The organism is Streptomyces misionensis (assembly GCF_900104815.1).
GTDB classification, from domain to species: domain Bacteria; phylum Actinomycetota; class Actinomycetes; order Streptomycetales; family Streptomycetaceae; genus Streptomyces; species Streptomyces misionensis.
This window is the reverse complement of record NZ_FNTD01000004.1, coordinates 7749898-7766041: the sequence shown is the minus strand read 5'-3', so window position 1 is coordinate 7766041 and position 16144 is coordinate 7749898. Positions and strand designations below refer to the sequence as shown.

General features: G+C 72.2%; 16 protein-coding genes and 1 pseudogene. 6 read left to right on the top strand and 11 right to left on the bottom strand.

The window, feature by feature from the left end; genetic code table 11:
* Nucleotides 1-43: 43 nt before the first annotated feature.
* The 3 genes from BLW85_RS36065 to BLW85_RS36055 all read right to left on the bottom strand — a co-directional run bounded on the left by BLW85_RS36065 (nucleotide 44) and on the right by BLW85_RS36055 (nucleotide 2927).
* Nucleotides 44-805, bottom strand: coding sequence for an alpha/beta hydrolase (locus tag BLW85_RS36065; protein WP_107409241.1), 762 nt, complete (start codon nucleotides 803-805; stop codon nucleotides 44-46).
* Nucleotides 806-882: 77 nt separating this feature from the next.
* Nucleotides 883-1491, bottom strand: coding sequence for a DinB family protein (locus BLW85_RS36060; protein WP_074995640.1), 609 nt, complete (start codon nucleotides 1489-1491; stop codon nucleotides 883-885).
* An 89-nt stretch (nucleotides 1492-1580) separates the two neighbouring features.
* Nucleotides 1581-2927 (bottom strand): COG1361 family protein, encoded by a 1347-nt coding sequence (locus tag BLW85_RS36055; RefSeq protein ID WP_074995637.1) that lies wholly within the window; start codon nucleotides 2925-2927, stop codon nucleotides 1581-1583.
* A gap of 208 nt (nucleotides 2928-3135) precedes the next feature.
* On the opposite strand from BLW85_RS36055, the gene BLW85_RS36050 reads away from it, so the two are divergent.
* Complete coding sequence (locus BLW85_RS36050; RefSeq protein ID WP_074995635.1) at nucleotides 3136-3861, top strand: dienelactone hydrolase family protein; 726 nt, start codon at nucleotides 3136-3138, stop codon at nucleotides 3859-3861.
* A 176-nt stretch (nucleotides 3862-4037) separates the two neighbouring features.
* Here BLW85_RS36050 and BLW85_RS36045 read toward each other — a convergent pair whose 3' ends face one another.
* Both BLW85_RS36045 and BLW85_RS36040 read right to left on the bottom strand, forming a co-directional pair.
* The gene (locus BLW85_RS36045; RefSeq protein WP_074995632.1) at nucleotides 4038-4652 is read right to left on the bottom strand and encodes a hypothetical protein; all 615 of its coding nucleotides are present in this window, start codon (nucleotides 4650-4652) and stop codon (nucleotides 4038-4040) included.
* Nucleotides 4653-4861: 209 nt separating this feature from the next.
* Nucleotides 4862-5875 carry a zinc-binding dehydrogenase gene (locus tag BLW85_RS36040; RefSeq protein ID WP_074995629.1) on the bottom strand — a complete coding sequence of 338 codons (1014 nt, stop codon included), beginning with the start codon at nucleotides 5873-5875 and terminating at the stop codon, nucleotides 4862-4864.
* Nucleotides 5876-6047: 172 nt separating this feature from the next.
* Between BLW85_RS36040 and BLW85_RS36035 the strand changes: the two genes are divergently transcribed.
* On the top strand, nucleotides 6048-6596 hold the full coding sequence (locus BLW85_RS36035; RefSeq protein ID WP_074995626.1) for a TetR/AcrR family transcriptional regulator: 549 nt from the start codon (nucleotides 6048-6050) through the stop codon (nucleotides 6594-6596).
* Between the two features lie 173 nt (nucleotides 6597-6769).
* Here the strand turns inward: BLW85_RS36035 and BLW85_RS39665 are convergent.
* Nucleotides 6770-6865, bottom strand: a pseudogene (locus BLW85_RS39665).
* Between the two features lie 299 nt (nucleotides 6866-7164).
* Here BLW85_RS39665 and BLW85_RS36030 point away from each other — a divergent pair.
* The 3 genes from BLW85_RS36030 to BLW85_RS36020 all read left to right on the top strand — a co-directional run bounded on the left by BLW85_RS36030 (nucleotide 7165) and on the right by BLW85_RS36020 (nucleotide 11404).
* Nucleotides 7165-7995 carry an aldo/keto reductase gene (locus BLW85_RS36030; RefSeq protein ID WP_070029810.1) on the top strand — a complete coding sequence of 277 codons (831 nt, stop codon included), beginning with the start codon at nucleotides 7165-7167 and terminating at the stop codon, nucleotides 7993-7995.
* A gap of 398 nt (nucleotides 7996-8393) precedes the next feature.
* The gene (locus BLW85_RS36025) at nucleotides 8394-10397 is read left to right on the top strand and encodes a glycosyltransferase family 4 protein (RefSeq protein ID WP_244174978.1); all 2004 of its coding nucleotides are present in this window, start codon (nucleotides 8394-8396) and stop codon (nucleotides 10395-10397) included.
* A gap of 212 nt (nucleotides 10398-10609) precedes the next feature.
* Nucleotides 10610-11404 (top strand): SDR family NAD(P)-dependent oxidoreductase, encoded by a 795-nt coding sequence (locus tag BLW85_RS36020; RefSeq protein ID WP_074995620.1) that lies wholly within the window; start codon nucleotides 10610-10612, stop codon nucleotides 11402-11404.
* A gap of 23 nt (nucleotides 11405-11427) precedes the next feature.
* On the opposite strand, the gene BLW85_RS36015 is transcribed toward BLW85_RS36020, so the two are convergent.
* The 5 genes from BLW85_RS36015 to BLW85_RS35995 form a co-directional block, all read right to left on the bottom strand.
* The gene (locus BLW85_RS36015) at nucleotides 11428-11877 is read right to left on the bottom strand and encodes a DNA-binding protein (protein ID WP_070029807.1); all 450 of its coding nucleotides are present in this window, start codon (nucleotides 11875-11877) and stop codon (nucleotides 11428-11430) included.
* Nucleotides 11878-11935: 58 nt separating this feature from the next.
* Nucleotides 11936-13102, bottom strand: coding sequence for an FAD-dependent oxidoreductase (locus tag BLW85_RS36010; protein WP_074995618.1), 1167 nt, complete (start codon nucleotides 13100-13102; stop codon nucleotides 11936-11938).
* 218 nt (nucleotides 13103-13320) lie between these two features.
* Entirely contained in the window at nucleotides 13321-14016 is a 696-nt protein-coding gene (locus tag BLW85_RS36005) for a TetR/AcrR family transcriptional regulator (RefSeq protein WP_107409239.1), read from the bottom strand.
* A gap of 59 nt (nucleotides 14017-14075) precedes the next feature.
* A complete protein-coding gene (locus BLW85_RS36000; protein WP_074995613.1) occupies nucleotides 14076-14636 on the bottom strand; it encodes a GNAT family N-acetyltransferase in 561 nt (186 codons plus the stop codon).
* Nucleotides 14629-15093, bottom strand: a complete 465-nt coding sequence (locus BLW85_RS35995; RefSeq protein ID WP_070029803.1) for a MerR family transcriptional regulator — start codon at nucleotides 15091-15093, stop codon at nucleotides 14629-14631. Before BLW85_RS35995 ends, BLW85_RS36000 begins: the two co-directional genes overlap by 8 nt.
* 56 nt (nucleotides 15094-15149) lie before the next feature.
* Between BLW85_RS35995 and BLW85_RS35990 the strand changes: the two genes are divergently transcribed.
* The gene (locus BLW85_RS35990; RefSeq protein WP_074995610.1) at nucleotides 15150-16121 is read left to right on the top strand and encodes an SDR family NAD(P)-dependent oxidoreductase; all 972 of its coding nucleotides are present in this window, start codon (nucleotides 15150-15152) and stop codon (nucleotides 16119-16121) included.
* Nucleotides 16122-16144 lie beyond the last annotated feature (23 nt).

Sequence of the window (16144 nt, the reverse complement as noted above, 5' to 3'; positions counted from 1 at the left end):
CTCGTTCACCGGTATCGGTTTCCCCTCGGGTGGGCTCGGCCGGTCACGACCGGTGGGCGGAGTGCCGGGCGGCGGTCGTCGCCGCGCGGGCCAGGACGTCGGCGGTCAGCGCGCCCGCCGCCACCGCGTGGGCGGCGGTGCTGGGCAGGCAGCGCTCGCGTTCGGGGGCGTACTCGGTCATGACGACGCCCGCGTGATCGGTCGGGACCTCGGCGAGGGACGCCGGCCAGCCCTGTTCCCCGAGCGCCGTGTGCAGTTCTCGGGAGCGTGCCACGTCCACCACCGGATCGGCGGTGCCGTGCACCAGCCACACCGGTATCGGTGGCAGCAGGCCGCCGTCCCGGCGCAGGTCCTCCAGCGGAACGGTTCCGGTGCTGGGGGCGGCCGAGGCGTAGGCGCCCGCGATCCCCACGACGGCCTGCGGTCGCCAGTCGCCGAATGCCGTGGGGTTCAGTGCGACGCCCACCGCGGCCTTGCCGCCGCGCGACCAACCGGCGAGTGCCACCCGCCCGGGGTCTCCACCGAGGCCGGCCGCGCGCTGCCGTACGAAGGCGGCGGACTCCATCAGGTGCGTACGGCCGCCGTCCGGAGCATCGGGCCGCCAGTCCGGCACCAGGACGAGGACGCCCCGCTCCGCGGCGGCGCGGGCGACCGGCGCGAGGACGTCCCGTTCGTCGGGGCCCCGACCGTGCCAGAGCAGCACCACCGGCGCGGGTCCCGGCGCGCCCGTGGGCCGGTAGACGTCCATGAGCTTGTCGCTGGGCCCGTACCGGAGCCCCGCCGTGACGACGACTTCCGTGGCCACCGTCCCCCCTGACTGGTCGCATCGAACGACGTCACGGTATCAACGGAACAGTTGGAGAACTCCCCCGGCATCGGCCGTCAGTTCTCGGCAGCGCTCCTGTCGTCGGCTTGGCGCGCTGCCTGTTCCAGGCGGTCGCGGTAGGACTCCCACCACGCCGAGTCGCCGGGTGCCATGCTGTCCCTGTCCTTGCGCTCGCCGACGTCGCCGTCGATGAGTTCACGGACGATGTCGGCGTGTCCGGCGTGGCGGTGTGTCTCGGTGAGCACGCGGACGACGGCGTGGTGCAGTGTCATCTCGTCGCGGCCGGTCGGCCACCAGGGCACCTTGCCGATCGTGTCGAGGGGCAGCGCCTCCAGTGTGGCGTCCGCGTGGGACCACGCGCGGCGGTAGAGGCCCACTATGGACTCGCGGGACTCGTCGGCCGTGGCCCACATGTCCGCGTTCGTCTCGGCGTCGTCCCCGACCCAGGGCAGCGGCTCCTCGGAGGGCCGGCCGAACGTGGCCCCGAGGTAGCCCAGTTCCACACCGGCGACATGCTTCACCAGGCCCAGCAGGTTGGTGCCGGTCGGTGTGAGCGGGCGGCGGATGTCGTACTCCGAGAGTCCTTCGAGCTTCCACAGCAAGGCCTCCCTGGCGGTCTGCAGGTAGCGGTGAAGGTCGGCCTTGGCATCTGGTGACGTGGTCATGGGGTCACTTTGCCGGTTCCGCCGCCGTCTTCGGGGGATTTTCGGCCCGGTGCCGGAAGTTCGGCACCGGGCCCCGGGCGGGGCGCCCGTCAGGCGGACGGGTTCACGACCACCTCGGCGGAGTTGTTCTCGGTGTCCGGATCGAAGGCGAAGGCCGTGCCGTAGTCGGGCCGGGCGACGACGCGGCCCGTGGCGTCGGGGACGACCCGGTCGATGCGCAGCTGGAACGGGAAGCCGACCCGCAGGTCCGGCTTGGCCCACATCGGCAGTGTGCAGGCGTAGTGGCCGATCGCCGGGTCGTCGCCCGACTTCCAGGCGTTGCGGCAGGTGTCGGGCACGGATATGGCGGTGGTTCCCTCCGGGAGGTAGAAGTCGAGCACGGCGACCGGGTCGCCGGAGCTGACGTTGCCGACCCAGGCCGGGCCCCGGTTGTCGAAGCGGAAGGCGGCGGTGACGGTGTCGCCGGCCGCGCCGCTCACCTCGGTGCCGTGCACGGCGAAGTCGGCGGTGTTGTCGGCGTCGACGTGCAGGGAGCGGCCGTTGTCCGAACCGTCGAGGTCGGTGGCGCCGGCGCCGGGCTCGACCTCGTAGTCGAACCGCTCGTACAGCGCGTGGTCGGTGACCGCGAGCCGCAGCGGCTCCGGCAGCTCCACGGTGGCGCCGGGCGCGACCTCGGTGTCGAACGAGCAGGTCACATACGTCATCGACATGTATGTGCTGTCCTCGTCCGGCCCGGTGTATGTGCACTGCGGGTAGCGGGTGACGACATCGAGGCCGTACGTCGCCCACATCCGCACGCTGAAGCCGTGGGCGGTCTCGTTGCCCGTGTTGGTGACGGAGAACGGCACGGTGAGGCTCGTGCCGGGCTCGACCCCGGAGGCGTCCTGCGGGGTGCTCACACCGAGGTCCGGGCCGGAGCCGACGGTCACGGAGGTTTCCGCCGAGTACTCCGGGGCGACGAGTTTCCCGTCGGGCCCGCCGGTCGCCTCCGCCGAGTACTCGATCGCCCCCTGGGTGCCGACGGCGGCGCCCGCTGCGGCGCGCACCTTCAGCTGGACCTGCGGCGTGTACCGGGTCGGCACGTCCCCGGTGTCGCACACGGCGACCGAACCGGCGTCGTCCGGAGTGCAGTTGTCGGGCCAGACCACCTCGGCGACCCCGGCGAGTCCGGAGACGTCGACGGTCAACCGGCCGTCCGTCACCGAGAAGTCGCTGTTGTCGTGGTAAAGGCCGAGCGCCAGCGAGCGGTACTGCGCCGAGCCGCCCGCCGGAGCGACGGTGACCGCCTGCTCGTACGGCGCCTGTATCCACAACTGGTCGGTCTGCGCCTCGTCGGCGTAGGCCGTCCCCGTGCCGAGACCGGCGACGACCAGCGCCCCCACGGCTGCGGCGCACGCCCCGCGCCGCAGTGCGCGCATGACGAAGACAGAACTCATGACATCTCCCGATGAGTCGGACAACAGCCCGATGCAATGATCAGGATCGGGCGGCGAGTTGGACGACCTGGGAAGACGAAAGGTTGTAGACAGCCGGCACGGCGCGTGCGCCCTGTCCCATCGCCGCATGACGGAGGAGCACCCGCGCTGTTCCGCCGGCGGCGGAACAGCGGCCCGACGGGCTCGGCGATCACTACAGTCCGGCCGTATGACGACGATTACCACCCGCACGGTCGAGTACCCGGCCGACGGTCTGACGATGATCGGGCACCTCGCGCTCCCGGCCGGAGTCGATCGCCGGCCCGCGGTGCTGCTCGGTCCGGAGGGCACGGGACTCAGCGACGTCGAGCGCCGCCGGGCCGATGCTCTCGCCGAACTGGGATACGTAGCGCTGGCCTTCGACCTTCACGGCGGGCGCTATCTGGGTGACCCCGAGGAGATGCTGGCCCGTTGCATGCCGCTGCTCGCCGACCCCGAGCGGATGCGGGACATCGGTCATGCGGCGCTCGACGTGTTGCGCGCCGAGCCGCGGACCGACCCCGACCGGATCGCCGCCGTCGGCTACGGCACCGGCGGCGCGATCGCGCTGGAACTCGGGCGTGACGGCGTCGACCTGCGCGCGATCGGGACGGTCAACGGACTGATCACGGGCCGACCGGGCGAGGCGGCGCGCATTCGCTGCCCGGTGTGGGCCGGCGTCGGGTCGCAGGACCCGATCATGGGGCCCGCGCAGCGGGACGCGTTCACCGCCGAGATGCAGGCCGCGGGCGTCGACTGGCGCCTCGTGGTCTACGGCGGCGCCCTGCACGCCTTTCACCACCCGTCGGTCGACCACACCGTGCGCCCCGGCGTCGGCTATCACCCACGGCACGCGCGGCGAGCCTGGCAGGACGTGGTCGATCTGCTCGCCGAGTGCCTGACCGTGACGGAGTGATCTGGTCAGCGCGTCACCGTGCACGGGTACTTCGGCAGGTCTCCGTGCCACCGGCCACGCGGATCCGACCCCGGCCCCCCGGGGCAACGCCGCCAGGACACGGCGGTGTTGCCCGAAGCGGGGACCGTACGGTCGGCATGGCCTCCGCGCCCCGCGCGTACCGCCAGGCCGGTGGCTCAGTGCTGGACCGGCGGGCAGTAGCCGGTCTGCTCGCCGATGCTGTTGATCTCGGCGTTGGACCGCGGGTCACCGGCGTAGTCGACCTGGTTCGTGCAGCTGACACCGGGCTTCTTCGGCGTGCCGGCCGGCTTGCTGCCCTTCTCCGGCGTCGGGCAGTAACCCGTCTGCTCGCCCACCGAGTTGATCTCCGCGTTGGAACGGGGGTCGCCCGCGTAGTCGACCTGGTTCGTGCAGCTGACACCGGGCTTCTTCGGTGTGCCCGCGGGCTTGCTGCCCTTCTCGGGTGCCGGGCAGTGACCCGTCTGCTCACCGATGCTGTTGATCTCGGCGTTGGACCGCGGGTCACCGGCGTAGTCGATCTGGTTGGTGCAGCTGACGCCGGACTTCTTCGCGCTGCCCGAGCCCGTGGTCTTGACCGAGCCCGCGCCGGACTTGCCGGCCGAGGAGCCGGACTGGGCGCCGCTCGTGGAACCGGCCGACGAACTGGCCGTCACGGAGGGGCTGGAGGAGGACGAGGCGCCGTCCGAGCCACTGCCGCCGCTGCAGGCCGTGAGCGACAGACCGACGGCCACACCGGCGACAGCGAGCATCGAGAACTTACGAACGCGCATCAGATTCCCCCTCAGGGCGGCTCCCGCTCCTGGTGAGCGGGCCTACTGCCCATCCAGACAGGGTGATCGGCGGCCCAGTTGCATCTCATAGTTCGCTGAGACACACCTGTGACACAGATGGCCGATACACGCAGACCGACTGGCGTGAACCGAACCGGAGTTGGGCCGTGCCGATGCGTGGGACACGGGCCGGGGCGGGCGGCTCGCGGTCAGGGGCGCAGGATCAGCCGGATCGGGTCGCCGGTCTTGTTCTCCAGCCGCTCCACCGCCTCGGCGGCCTGTGCGAGCGGGAGTTCGCCGCTGATCGAGCGGGAGAAGTCCAGCCGGCCGCCCCGGATCAGGGACAGCAACTGCGGCAGCGCGACCGGCATGTCGGAGCCGTAGTGGCCGAGGATCTGCTGCTGGAGGTAGCTGAAGCGGGTGCCGTCGGCGACGGTCAGCGGCTTGTCGGTCAGGCCCACGAGAACCAGCCGTCCCTTGGGCGCGAGCACCTTCAGCGCCTGCTCGCGCACGGCCGGCACACCGGCGAAGTCGAACGCGGCGGCGAGACCCGCGGCGCCGGTCGCCGCGCCGATCCGCTCGCGCAACGCCGGGTCGGCCGGGTCGAGCGCCAGGTCCGCGCCGTGGGCGAGGGCGCGCTCGCGGGCGGTGGGATTGGGGTCGACCGCGATGACGGGGCACGCGCCCACGGCCCGCAGCAACTGGACGGCGTGGACACCGAGTCCCCCGACACCCCAGACGCCGACCGCCTCGGCGGGCTTCACGGCACCGGTGACGGTGATCGCGCCCCACGGGGTGGAGACCGCGTCCGGGATGATCGCGCCCTGGTCGAAGGGGATGGTGTCGGGCAGTTCGGTGAGGGCGCCCTCGGCGGAGAGCGCGTACTCGGCCCAGCCGCCGTCGTAGTCCACGCCACGGGTGTAGGTGACACCGTCGCGGATCTCGCCGGCGTACAGCACGACCCGCCGGCCCGGGGTCCAACGGGTGACGCCCGGCCCGGTCTCCGCGATGGTGCCGGACACCTCGTGCCCGAGGGTGACCGTGTCGCCGCGCAGCAGCAGCGGTGTGAGGGTCCCGTCGATCAGATGGACGTCCGACAGGCAGACGCCCGCGGCCTCCACCTTCACCAGGACCTGGCCGGGGCCGGGCACCGGCTTCGCCACCTCCTCGATCCGCAGGGTGCGGCTGGGAACGTGCAGCCGGGCGGCGAGCATCTGCTCCATGACATGGCCTCCTTGACACGGCGGCGACCCGGGGCCGCGAGACCCCTTAACGCAAGTCACCTTGCGATGAACGTACGCCCGGCTCGGAGGTAAAGCAAGTGGCCTTGCGTTAGGGTTGAGCATGGCCTCCTCCGACCAGCACGCACCGCCCTTGCGCCGCCGAGGAGCCCGCATGCGCTCCGCCGTCCTCGCCGCCACGGTGGACGTCCTGACCGAACACGGGCTCGCCGGCACCACCGTCGGTGCCGTCGCCCGTGCCGCCGGCGTCCACGAGACCTCCGTCTACCGGAGGTGGGGAACCCGGGAGAACCTGATCCTGGAAGCGCTGACCGAGCAGCTCGACGCGGCGATGCCCGTTCCGGACACCGGACGCGTCCATGACGACCTCGTCGCCTACTTCGGCACGCTGGCGCGGCTGCTCGCGACGGCGCAGGGCGAGGCGCTGCTCCGGCTGAGCGTCGAACGCGACGACTCCCTGCCGGACCGCCGCCTCCCCTACTGGACCGAGCGCCTCGAGCGCGGCGCCGTCATGGTGCGCCGGGGCATCGAGCGGGGCGAACTGGCCCCGGACGCGGACCCCGGCCTGGTGATCGAGGCCGTCAGCGGCGCGCTGTTCACCCGCACCCTCATCAGCGGCGCCCCGCTCGACGAGGACTTCGCCGCGCGACTCGTCGCCCTCGCGCTCACCGGCGCACTCCCCCGACCGGCGGCCGGCCCCTGAACCTGCCTGGCGCCCTGAGCCATGCCCCATAGGCCACGGTGGGTCGGCGGACTGAACTCGACCGCGGTGCGACCCGCCGCGCATCGCGGGGCCGGCCGGGAAGGCCGGCCGACCGCACGGCATCGGCACGGCGCCCACCGGGTGCTCCCGGGTGGGCGCCGTACCGCGCGGTGCGGAGAGGGCAGGATTCGAACCTGCGTGGATCCCTGGGGATCCGACCTTGAGGCGTGGCTCGTTGGTCCCCGATCAGCCGCTCCGGGCACCTCTCCTCGCTCCCGACCCCCCTTCCGTCGCCGGGGTCGTTCACGTGAAAGAGAGTGACACGGGCCCCTGACACGGGGCTGACACGCCGACGGACCGCTCCAGCAGGTCGACCCAGGGCGCTCCGGGGTGCCACCGCCTTCACCGACGCCGCCACCCAGTCGGAACACACTACCCGCGTTTGCACATATGAGGCGCCCGCAACTATTCTCGAACAAGTGCCAGGACCCCGGTCCCACCGGCACCCAGGCAAGTCGTACATCCGCCCTCAGGGGCCCCGCGCCACCTCAAGGAGCATCCGCACACCATGGCCTCCTCCCCCATCCCCACCGTCACCCTCGACAACGGCGTCGAGATCCCCCAGCTCGGCTTCGGCGTCTTCCAGGTGCCCGACGAGCAGACCACCGCCGCCGTGACCTCGGCGCTGGAGGCCGGCTACCGCAGCATCGACACCGCCGCGATCTACGGGAACGAGACCGGCGTCGGCCGCGCCCTGGCCGCCGCCGCGCTGCCCCGCGAAGAGCTGTTCGTCACCACCAAGGTGTGGAACGCGGACCAGGGCTACGACGCCACCCTGCGCGCCTTCGACACCAGCCTCGCCAAGCTCGGCCTCGACTACGTCGACCTGTACCTGATCCACTGGCCGACCCCCGCCCGCGACCTGTACCGGGACTCCTGGCGAGCCCTGGAGCGCCTCGCCGCGGAGGGCCGCATCCGCGCCGCCGGCGTCTCCAACTTCCAGCCCGGCCACCTGGAGCGTCTGCTGGACGGGGCGACGCTGACCCCGGCCGTCAACCAGATCGAGCTGCACCCCGGCCTCCAGCAGGCCGCTCTGCGCGCCTTCCACGCCGAGCACAAGATCGCCACGGAGGCATGGAGCCCGCTCGCCCAGGGCGCGGTGCTCGACGACCCGGCGATCACCGACATCGCCGCCCGGCACGGCAAGTCCCCCGCTCAGGTCGTCATCCGCTGGCACCTCCAGCTGGGCAACATCGTGATTCCGAAGTCGGTCACCCCGGCCCGCATCCGCGAGAACCTCGACGTCTTCGACTTCGCGCTGACGGAGCAGGAGATGACGGCGATCGCCGCGCTCGACCGCGACCTGCGCACCGGCCCCCACCCCGACGAGCTCAACTGAACCGGCGCTCCCCCACCACCTCCGTTCCGCGTCCTCGGCGACCCACTCGGAGGTCTGCCGGGCGCCGGCGGCGCCCGGCCGCGCCCCGTCCGGCTGGGCCTGAGCACCGGCCACCCACCCCCCTCGGGGGCGGCCACCCGCGCCGGCGGGTTCAACTCCCTTACGGAGCACGGCTCCTTCCCTCACCGCGAGGGAAGGAGCCGTGCTCGTTTCGGGGCCGCGGAACCCGCGGGAACCAGCCCTATGACCTCTCCGTGAAAATCGGGTGAAATTTGTGAAATACTTCTACTAGTTTGCTCTCAGCCAGCACTCAGATTCCACTTTCCCCTTCTTTGGCATACCCCACCTATGCCTTACACTAGGAGAATTAAATGAGAATATCGTTTCTTATCCATAATGTGTACGGTTTGGGTGGGACAAATCGGACGACCATCAATCTCGCCGAGGCGCTCGCCGAGCGCCACGAGGTGGAGATCGTCTCGGTCTTCCAGTCCAAGGACGCACCGCTGTTCGCCATGGACCCGCGGATCAAGCTGACCAGCCTGATCGACACGCGTGAGGTGCCGGAGAAGGACCGGGCCGTACCGGCCGAGGTCTTCCCGGCGGCCGAGGCCCGTTACCGCCAGTACAGCACGATGACCGACGAGCGGGCCGCCGCCCACTTCCGGGAGAACGCCCCCGACGTGCTCATCGGCACCCGCCCCGGGCTGAACGTGTACGCCGCGCGCTTCGCCACCGAACGCACGCTGAGCATCGGCCAGGAGCACATCACGCTCGCCTCGCACCCCGAGGCGCTGCTGCCGGACCTCAAGGAGAACTACGCGCGTCTGAACGCGTTCGTCACCGTCTCGGAGGCCGACGCCGAGAACTACCGGCGCGACATGGCCATCCCCGGCTTGCCGATCTACTCCATCCCCAACAGCGTCCCGGCGCCCGCGGTGTCCCCCGCCGACCCCGCCGCCAAGACCATCGTCGCCGCGGGGCGCCTCGCCGTCATCAAGCGGTACGACCTGCTCGTGCAGGCCTTCGCGAAGGTCGCCGCCAAGCACCCCGACTGGCAGCTGCGGATCTACGGCGACGGCAGCCAGCACGGCAAGCTGCGCGCCCTGATCAACGAGCTCGGCCTGTACAACAAGGTCCATCTGATGGGCCTGGCCTCGCCCATCGAGGCGGAGTGGGTGAAGGGCTCGATCGCCGCGGTGACCTCGGACAGCGAGTCCTTCGGCATGACCATCGTGGAGGCCATGCGCTGCGGCGTCCCCGTCGTGAGCACCGACTGCCCGCTCGGCCCCCGCGAGATCATCCGGGACGGCGAGGACGGCCTCCTTGTCACGCCGGGCGACGTGAACTCCATCGCCGACGGCCTGCTCCGGCTGATCGACGACGACGGCGCCCGGGCCGCGATGGGCGCCGCCGCCCTGCGCAACGCCGCGCGGTTCGACCCCGCGGCGATCGCCGCGCGGTACGAGAAGCTGTTCCGCGAACTCGGCGCCCACGACTCCACCGCGGCGCCGGCCCGCCCCTCCCGCTGGAGCCGTCTGCTGCGCCCCCGCGCCAAGCAGGCGGACGCGGCCCGGACGGCCGCCCCCAAGGCGGCACCGAGGATGAGCGGCAGCGTGCACGCCGCCTCCGACGGGTCGCTGCGCGTCGTACCGGCCGCGACCGCCCCGGTCGACCAGGGGGAGCTGCTGCTAATCAGGCGCGGTGGCGAGAACCGTACGACCCTGCGGGTGCCGCTGGTCCCCGACGACCGGGGAGGCCTCAGCGCCGCCATCGAGCCCACCCTGGCATTGGGCAACGCGGTCTGGGACCTGTGGATCGATCCGGCGCGCGGCCCGCGCAAGCGCCTGCGCAGCGATCTGCTCGACCTGCGCGGCCTGGTCGCTTTCCAGCCCGACCCGCGGCTGTCCCCGGTGCGGTCCTGGCTCCCCTACACGACGGTGGACGGTTTCGTGGCGCTGACCGCCCGCGAGGCCGAGGTGCACGCGGAGGCCCAGGACATCGACATCGACGACGGCGAGATCCGCGTGGCGGTACGGCTGTTCGGAACCGACGCCGACATCGAGGGCTTCGAGTTGCGGCACCGCGGCGACACCGACCTCCCCGTCCTGGAGCCGACCTGGCACCGCGACGAGGACGGGCTGCTGCACGCCACCGTGACGTGTGCGACCGTCGCCCGGCTCCACCGCGAGCAGCAGGACCTGTGGGACCTGTCGGTGCGCGTCTCCGGCCGGGCCGAACCGGTGCGCGTCGCCGGCTGGTTCGGCGATGTGCGGGAGCGCAAGAACGTGTACGTGTACCCCGTGACCGTGTTCGAGGACACGCCGCGCGGACGGGCCCGCGTCCGGCCGTACTACGCCGTCGACAACGGCCTGTCCGTCAACGCCGTCGACCTGAAGTAGCGGCACCGGCCGGGTCTCGCGCCGCACGGGCGAGACCCGGCCGCACGGGTTCCTCACTCCCCCGGGTGCCCGGGGCGATCGTGGGAACCGGCGCGGCGGATGGCGTAACCGCGGAGCGGTCCGGGTGTGCGGGCTGCCGGTCGGCGGGCAGGGATGGTGAGCCCGTTTCCGGCCACGGCCGCAGTACCCACCACCTCGACGAGGGACCGCAGATGCAGATCGATCTCTCCGGCCGTACCGCCCTGGTCACCGGCTCCACGCAGGGCATCGGGCACGCCATCGCCGTCGGACTCGCCCGCGCGGGTGCGCACGTCGTCGTCAACGGTCGCGGCGAGGACCGCGTCGCGGACGCGGTCCGTGACGTGCGGGCCGCCTCCGGCAGCGAGCATGTCACCGGGGCCGCGGGGGACCTCGCGACGGAGCAGGGCACGGCCGCCGTGCTGGAGGCCGTGCCCGCGGTCGACATCCTCGTCAACAACCTCGGCATCTTCGGTTCCGCGGCTCCGCTGGAGATCGACGACGCCGAGTGGCGGCGCTACTTCGAGGTCAATGTCCTGTCCGCCGTACGGCTCATCCGCGCCTGTCTGCCCGGCATGAAGGAGCGGGGCTGGGGCCGGGTCCTCAACCTCGCCAGCGACTCGGCGGTGGTCATCCCCGCCGAGATGATCCATTACGGCATGACGAAGACCTCGCTGCTCGCCGTGGGCCGCGGCTTCGCCAAGGACGCCGCCGGCACCGGAGTCACCGTCAACTCCGTCATCGCCGGACCGACCCGCACGGGCGGCGTGGAGGGGTTCGTCCGCGAACTCGTCGGCGACGAACTGCCCTGGGACCAGGCGCAGCGCGAGTTCATGGTCAGGTACCGCCCCCAGTCGCTGCTGCAACGCCTCATCGAGCCCGAGGAGATCGCCAACATGGTCGTCTACCTCGCCTCGCCGCTCGCCTCCGCCACCACGGGCGGCGCCCTCCGCGTCGACGGCGGCTACATCGATTCCATCCTTCCCTGAGTCCCGGCCGCGCGCTGCGCCCCTCACTCCAGGGCCTCCTCGTCGGCCGCGGCGCGGCTCGCCAGACGTTCGTAGCGCTGTCTGGCCGCCTGCGGGGTGCCCAGTCCGAGTCCGAAGGCGATCTCCTGCCAGGTCATGCCGCGCCCGCGCGCCATCCGGAGGAGCGAGGTCTCCAGTTCGTCCATCTCCGCCCGGACCAGCGGGACGAGGCTCAGCGCGGCGGTCATGTCGGCCTGGTCCACCTCCGGTTCGCCGTCTTCGGGGTGCGCGGCCCCGCTCAGCAGGAACGACACGAGCCTGACGGCCTCGTGCGGCCCGAGGACCACCGGGTGGATCTGGCGGTGGCGTTGCGCCTCGGTGGCCGCGTGCCGCTCGGCGATGCGCATCAGGGACGCGTGGACGCGGGCCGCGCGCGCCTGCTCGGGCCGCGGCGGCTTGAAGGGGTCGGTGCGCTGGTCGGAAGTTGACGACATGGCACGAGGATGCGGGGAGACGTGACACGATGTCAACAGTTCGTTTTGAACATATAGTTCAAGCCAGCTCGGCCCCAGGCTGTTCCCGGCCCTGGGCGCCGGTGAAGAAGGCGACCGTCCTTTCCAGGCCGTCCTCGCCGAACATGGTGTCCATGCTGGCCGCGGACCCCACGGCGGACGCCTCGCCGCGCGGGAAGAGGGCCTCCTCGTACGCCGCGAGGGCGGCCTCGACGTCGCCGGGGTGCGCGGCGATCGCCTGGCCGAGTTCCGCGCCGTCGAGCATCGCCAGGTTGGCACCCTCGCCGGCGAAGGGGGACATCAGGTGCGCGGCGTCGCCCAGCAGGGTGACCCCCGGGACACGGTCCCAGCGGTGCCCGACGGGCAGGGCGTGGATGCGGCGGGGCGTGAGCGTGCCGTCGGCGTCGGCGACGAGGCTGCGCAAGCCCTCGTCCCAGCCCTCGAAGTGGGCGAGGACCGCCGCCTTGGCGGCCGCGGGGTCGCCGAAGTCGATCGTGTCGAGCCAGTCCTCGTCGGCCTTGAGCGCGGTGTAGACGTGGAGGCTGCCGTCGGTCTCCCGGTGCGCGAGGAAGCCGCGCCGGTCGCCGAGGCAGATGAAGAACCCGCCGCCGACGAGGGCCGCGCTGCGCGGGTGGCGGGCGTCGGCGTCCAGCAGATCGGTCTCCACGAAGGAGATGCCGGTGTAGGCGGGCCGGGCGGCCGAGACCAGCGGCCGGATCCGCGACCAGGCGCCGTCGGCTCCGATCAGCAGATCGGTGGTGATGACGGAACCGTCGGCGAAGGCCACCTCGTGGCGTCCGCCGCCCAGCGGCCGGGCTCCGGACACCTTGCTGTTCCAGCGGATCGTTCCGTCCGGAAGGGAGTTCAGCAGCAGGTCGCGCAGGTCACCGCGGTCCACCTCCGGGCGGCCCCGGTCGGCGTCGTCCTCCTCGCGGAGGTGGACGGTGCCGTCGGGGCCGACCAGGCGCATGGCCTGTCCGCCCTCGTGGATGATCTTGCGGAATTCGTCGTGGAGGCCGGCCGCGCGCAGCGCCTCCTGCCCGTCCTCCTCGTGGATGTCGAGCATGCCGCCCTGGGTGCGGACGCCCGCGGAGGCCTCCGCCTCGAAGATCGTGGCGTCGATTCCGTGGACGCTGAGGAGCCGGGCGGCCGTCAGGCCGCCGAGTCCCCCGCCGATGATCGCGACAGGGTAGTGGCTGGTGGTCATCAGGGGCCTCCCGAAGTGGTGTGCGCGCGGCCACGGCGGAGCCCCCGGGAGGCTCCGCCATGAAGTCGCCGACCGAACGCCTTCACCATAACGAACGCGTTCGTTACGAACAAGTTCGAGTCGGAGATGCGCGGGGCAGGGACCGGGTGCGGGCGACGGACGACCCGCCCTCAGAGCCTCAGGGCCTCAGGGCCTCAGGAGACGGGAGTGGGCGCGGCTCAGTCCGCCGTGCCGGGGACGGGCGTGTGCAGGATGCCGTTGACGAGGACGTCGAAGCCCCAGCGCATGCGGTCCGTGACGGAACCGCTGAGCAGAACGGGCATGTGCGCCGTGATCGCCGGATGAGTGGTCCGGCTCGTGGCGTGCAATGCGCGGGCCAGGGCGTTCCAGTCGTCCTCGGCCGCGGGGTCGTGCTCCCGCGCCGACTGCTCGGCGGCGGTGGCCGTTGCGTCCTGGAGCAGTTTGTCGACGCCCCAGGCGACCTGCTCGCGGGAAGCGCCGCTGCGGGCGAGCAGGTCGACGATCCGCTCCACCAGCCGCAGGTAGTTCTCGCCGCTGGGACGGGCGACGAGGGCCGACCGGGCGAGTTGCGGGTGCTCGAACAGGACGAGCGTGTAGGACGTCAGCACCGCCAGGAGCTGGTCGCGCCAACCGTCCCCGGCCGCGTCGCCGACCAGCTCGACCTCCCCCAGCAGCGCGTCCAGCACGGCCGCGTGCAGTTCGGCGGTGTTGGCGACGTACACGTACAGCGAGGCCGGCCCGGTGTCCAGTTCTTGTGCGAGGCGGCGCATGGTCACCTTCTCCAGCCCCTCGGCACGCATGATCCGCACGGCGGTGTCCACGATCCACTGCCGGGACAGGGCGGGCTTCGCCGGGCGCTCCCGGCGGCTGAGCGGCTCTCTTCTCGCTGTCACACCGCTGATCGTAACGAACACGTTCGCCGGACCCGGTCGCGGTCACCCGCGCCGGTCGCTCAACGGCAGGGCATGCTCATGTACAGGGCCTGTTCGCCCGCCGAGCGGGTGCCGTCGTAGAGCGCCGTGTCCAGTCCGCAGAAGGTGAAGCCCAACCGCCGGTAGGCGTGGATCGCCGGAGCGTTGACGTTGGTGACCTCCAGCCAGATGTGCACGGCGCCGCGCTCACGGGCGAACGCGACGGCGTGACCGATCAGAGCACGGCTGATGCCCCGGCCCCGGTGGGCCGGGGCGACCGCGATGTCCTCGACGACCAGCCGCCGGTTCCAGGCGGCGTAGCCGACGGTGGCGAAGCCCGCCAGGCTGCCGTCCATGGCGAGGGCGACGAAGGTACGGCTGTCCGTGTCCTCGCCGGCCCCGGGGGCATCGGCGGCTCCTGTCTCCTCGGCCGGGAAGACCTTGCGCAGGGGCGGGTCCACCGGGACCTCCCGGAGGGCGAACCCGTGCTCCGTGACGGCCACATGGAAGACGGTGCGGGTGGTGAAGGAGCCGTCGAGCGCCTCGATGGCCGCGGCGTCCTCGGGCCGGGCCGCGCGGAACTCGTACTCCGTGTCACTCATGCTCGTCGTCCGCCTTGTCACCCGAGCCGTCGACGGTCGTCACGGCCCGGGCCGTCGGATCCCAGAGGCCGCCCGCCTCACCCCGCGCGAGGTGCTCGGCGTAGACGCCGGACTTCCAGGCGATGATCGAGCGGCACTCCTCCAGCGCCTCGATCCGGGCGTCGACGCGCTGCCGGTGGGCGTCGAGGAGGCGCAGGCGCTCGGCCTCGTTGCCCGGGCCCTGGCGCACCAGCTCGGCGAAGCGTCCGAGGTCGGCCAGCGGCATGCCGGACTCGCGCAGTCTGACGCAGATCAGCAGCCAGTCGACGTCGAGACCGGTGTAGCGCCGCCGTCCGCCCGCGGTGCGCCGGACCGGTCCGACGAGCAGGCCCTCGCGCTCGTAGAAGCGCAGTGCGTGGACGCTGAGCCCGGTGCGCTCGGCCACCTCGCCGATGCTCAGCCACTCCTCGGTCGCCATGTCCCGCCCCCGTACGACTTGATCTAGACCTCGCTCGAGATCGTAGCGTCGGCCGCATGACCACCACCGAACAGCGGCCGATCGGCTCGCCCTTCTCCGCCCTCAGCACCGCCGAAGACGTCATGGCCGGCCTCGACCTCTCGGGCACCACCGCCGTGGTGACCGGGGGCTACTCGGGGCTCGGGCTGGAGACCACCCGGAGTCTGGCGGCGGCCGGGGCCCGGGTCGTCGTACCGGCACGGCGGCCCGACCTCGCCCGTGCGGCGCTCGCGGACGTGGCGGGTGCCGAGGTCGTCGCCATGGACCTGGCCGACCCGGGCAGCGTGCGGGCGGCAGCCGAGCGGATCGGCGACTTGCTGGACCGGCTCGACCTGCTGATGGCCGTCGCCGGTGTGATGGCGACCCCGGAGCGCCGCGTCGGGCCCGGCTGGGAGGGCCAGTTGGCGGTCAACCACCTCGGCCACTTCCTTCTCGTCTGCGAGCTCCACCCCCTGCTGGCCGCCGCCGACGGTGCGCGTGTCGTCGTCAACAGCTCGGCGGGACACACCCTGACCGGCGTCCGCTGGCACGACCCGCACTTTCGCACCGGCTACGACAAGTGGCTGGCGTACGGCCAGGCCAAGACCGCGAACTCCCTGTTCGCCGTCCATCTCGACGCGCTCGGACGGGCGGACGGCATACGGGCGTTCGCGCTCCACCCGGGGAAGATCATCACCGGGCTCCAGCGGGAGATGACGCTCCGGGAACAGATGGACCGCGGCTGGGTGGACGCGGACGGCAGGGTGATCGGCGCCGGATTCAAGACGCCTTCCCAGGGCGCCGCGACCGGTCTGTGGGCGGCCACGTCCTCCCTCCTCGACGGCCGGGGCGGGCTCTACCTGGAGGACTGCGACATCGCGGCCGTCTCCGCCGCCGACCGCCCGATGGACGACGGCGGAGTGCGCGCGTACGCGGTCGATCCCGACGCGGCCGCCCGGCTCTGGGACCTGTCCCTGGCGGCGACCGGCGCCCGCCCCGTCCCCGGGTGACCGGGTCGGGCCGCAGGCCCGCG

Bases quoted from the DNA above. Each gene is read 5' to 3' on its own strand.
- BLW85_RS36010 (WP_074995618.1), bottom strand. From the start codon at position 13,102: ATGACCACCAGCCACTACCCTGTCGCGATCATCGGCGGGGGACTCGGC.
- BLW85_RS35990 (WP_074995610.1), top strand. From the start codon at position 15,150: ATGACCACCACCGAACAGCGGCCGATCGGCTCGCCCTTCTCCGCCCTC.
- BLW85_RS36000 (WP_074995613.1), bottom strand. From the start codon at position 14,636: ATGAGTGACACGGAGTACGAGTTCCGCGCGGCCCGGCCCGAGGACGCC.
- BLW85_RS36060 (WP_074995640.1), bottom strand. From the start codon at position 1,491: ATGACCACGTCACCAGATGCCAAGGCCGACCTTCACCGCTACCTGCAG.
- BLW85_RS36045 (WP_074995632.1), bottom strand. From the start codon at position 4,652: ATGCGCGTTCGTAAGTTCTCGATGCTCGCTGTCGCCGGTGTGGCCGTC.
- BLW85_RS35995 (WP_070029803.1), bottom strand. From the start codon at position 15,093: ATGGCGACCGAGGAGTGGCTGAGCATCGGCGAGGTGGCCGAGCGCACC.
- BLW85_RS36020 (WP_074995620.1), top strand. From the start codon at position 10,610: ATGCAGATCGATCTCTCCGGCCGTACCGCCCTGGTCACCGGCTCCACG.
- BLW85_RS36040 (WP_074995629.1), bottom strand. From the start codon at position 5,875: ATGGAGCAGATGCTCGCCGCCCGGCTGCACGTTCCCAGCCGCACCCTG.
- BLW85_RS36050 (WP_074995635.1), top strand. From the start codon at position 3,136: ATGACGACGATTACCACCCGCACGGTCGAGTACCCGGCCGACGGTCTG.
- BLW85_RS36055 (WP_074995637.1), bottom strand. From the start codon at position 2,927: ATGAGTTCTGTCTTCGTCATGCGCGCACTGCGGCGCGGGGCGTGCGCC.
- BLW85_RS36035 (WP_074995626.1), top strand. From the start codon at position 6,048: ATGCGCTCCGCCGTCCTCGCCGCCACGGTGGACGTCCTGACCGAACAC.
- BLW85_RS36030 (WP_070029810.1), top strand. From the start codon at position 7,165: ATGGCCTCCTCCCCCATCCCCACCGTCACCCTCGACAACGGCGTCGAG.
- BLW85_RS36015 (WP_070029807.1), bottom strand. From the start codon at position 11,877: ATGTCGTCAACTTCCGACCAGCGCACCGACCCCTTCAAGCCGCCGCGG.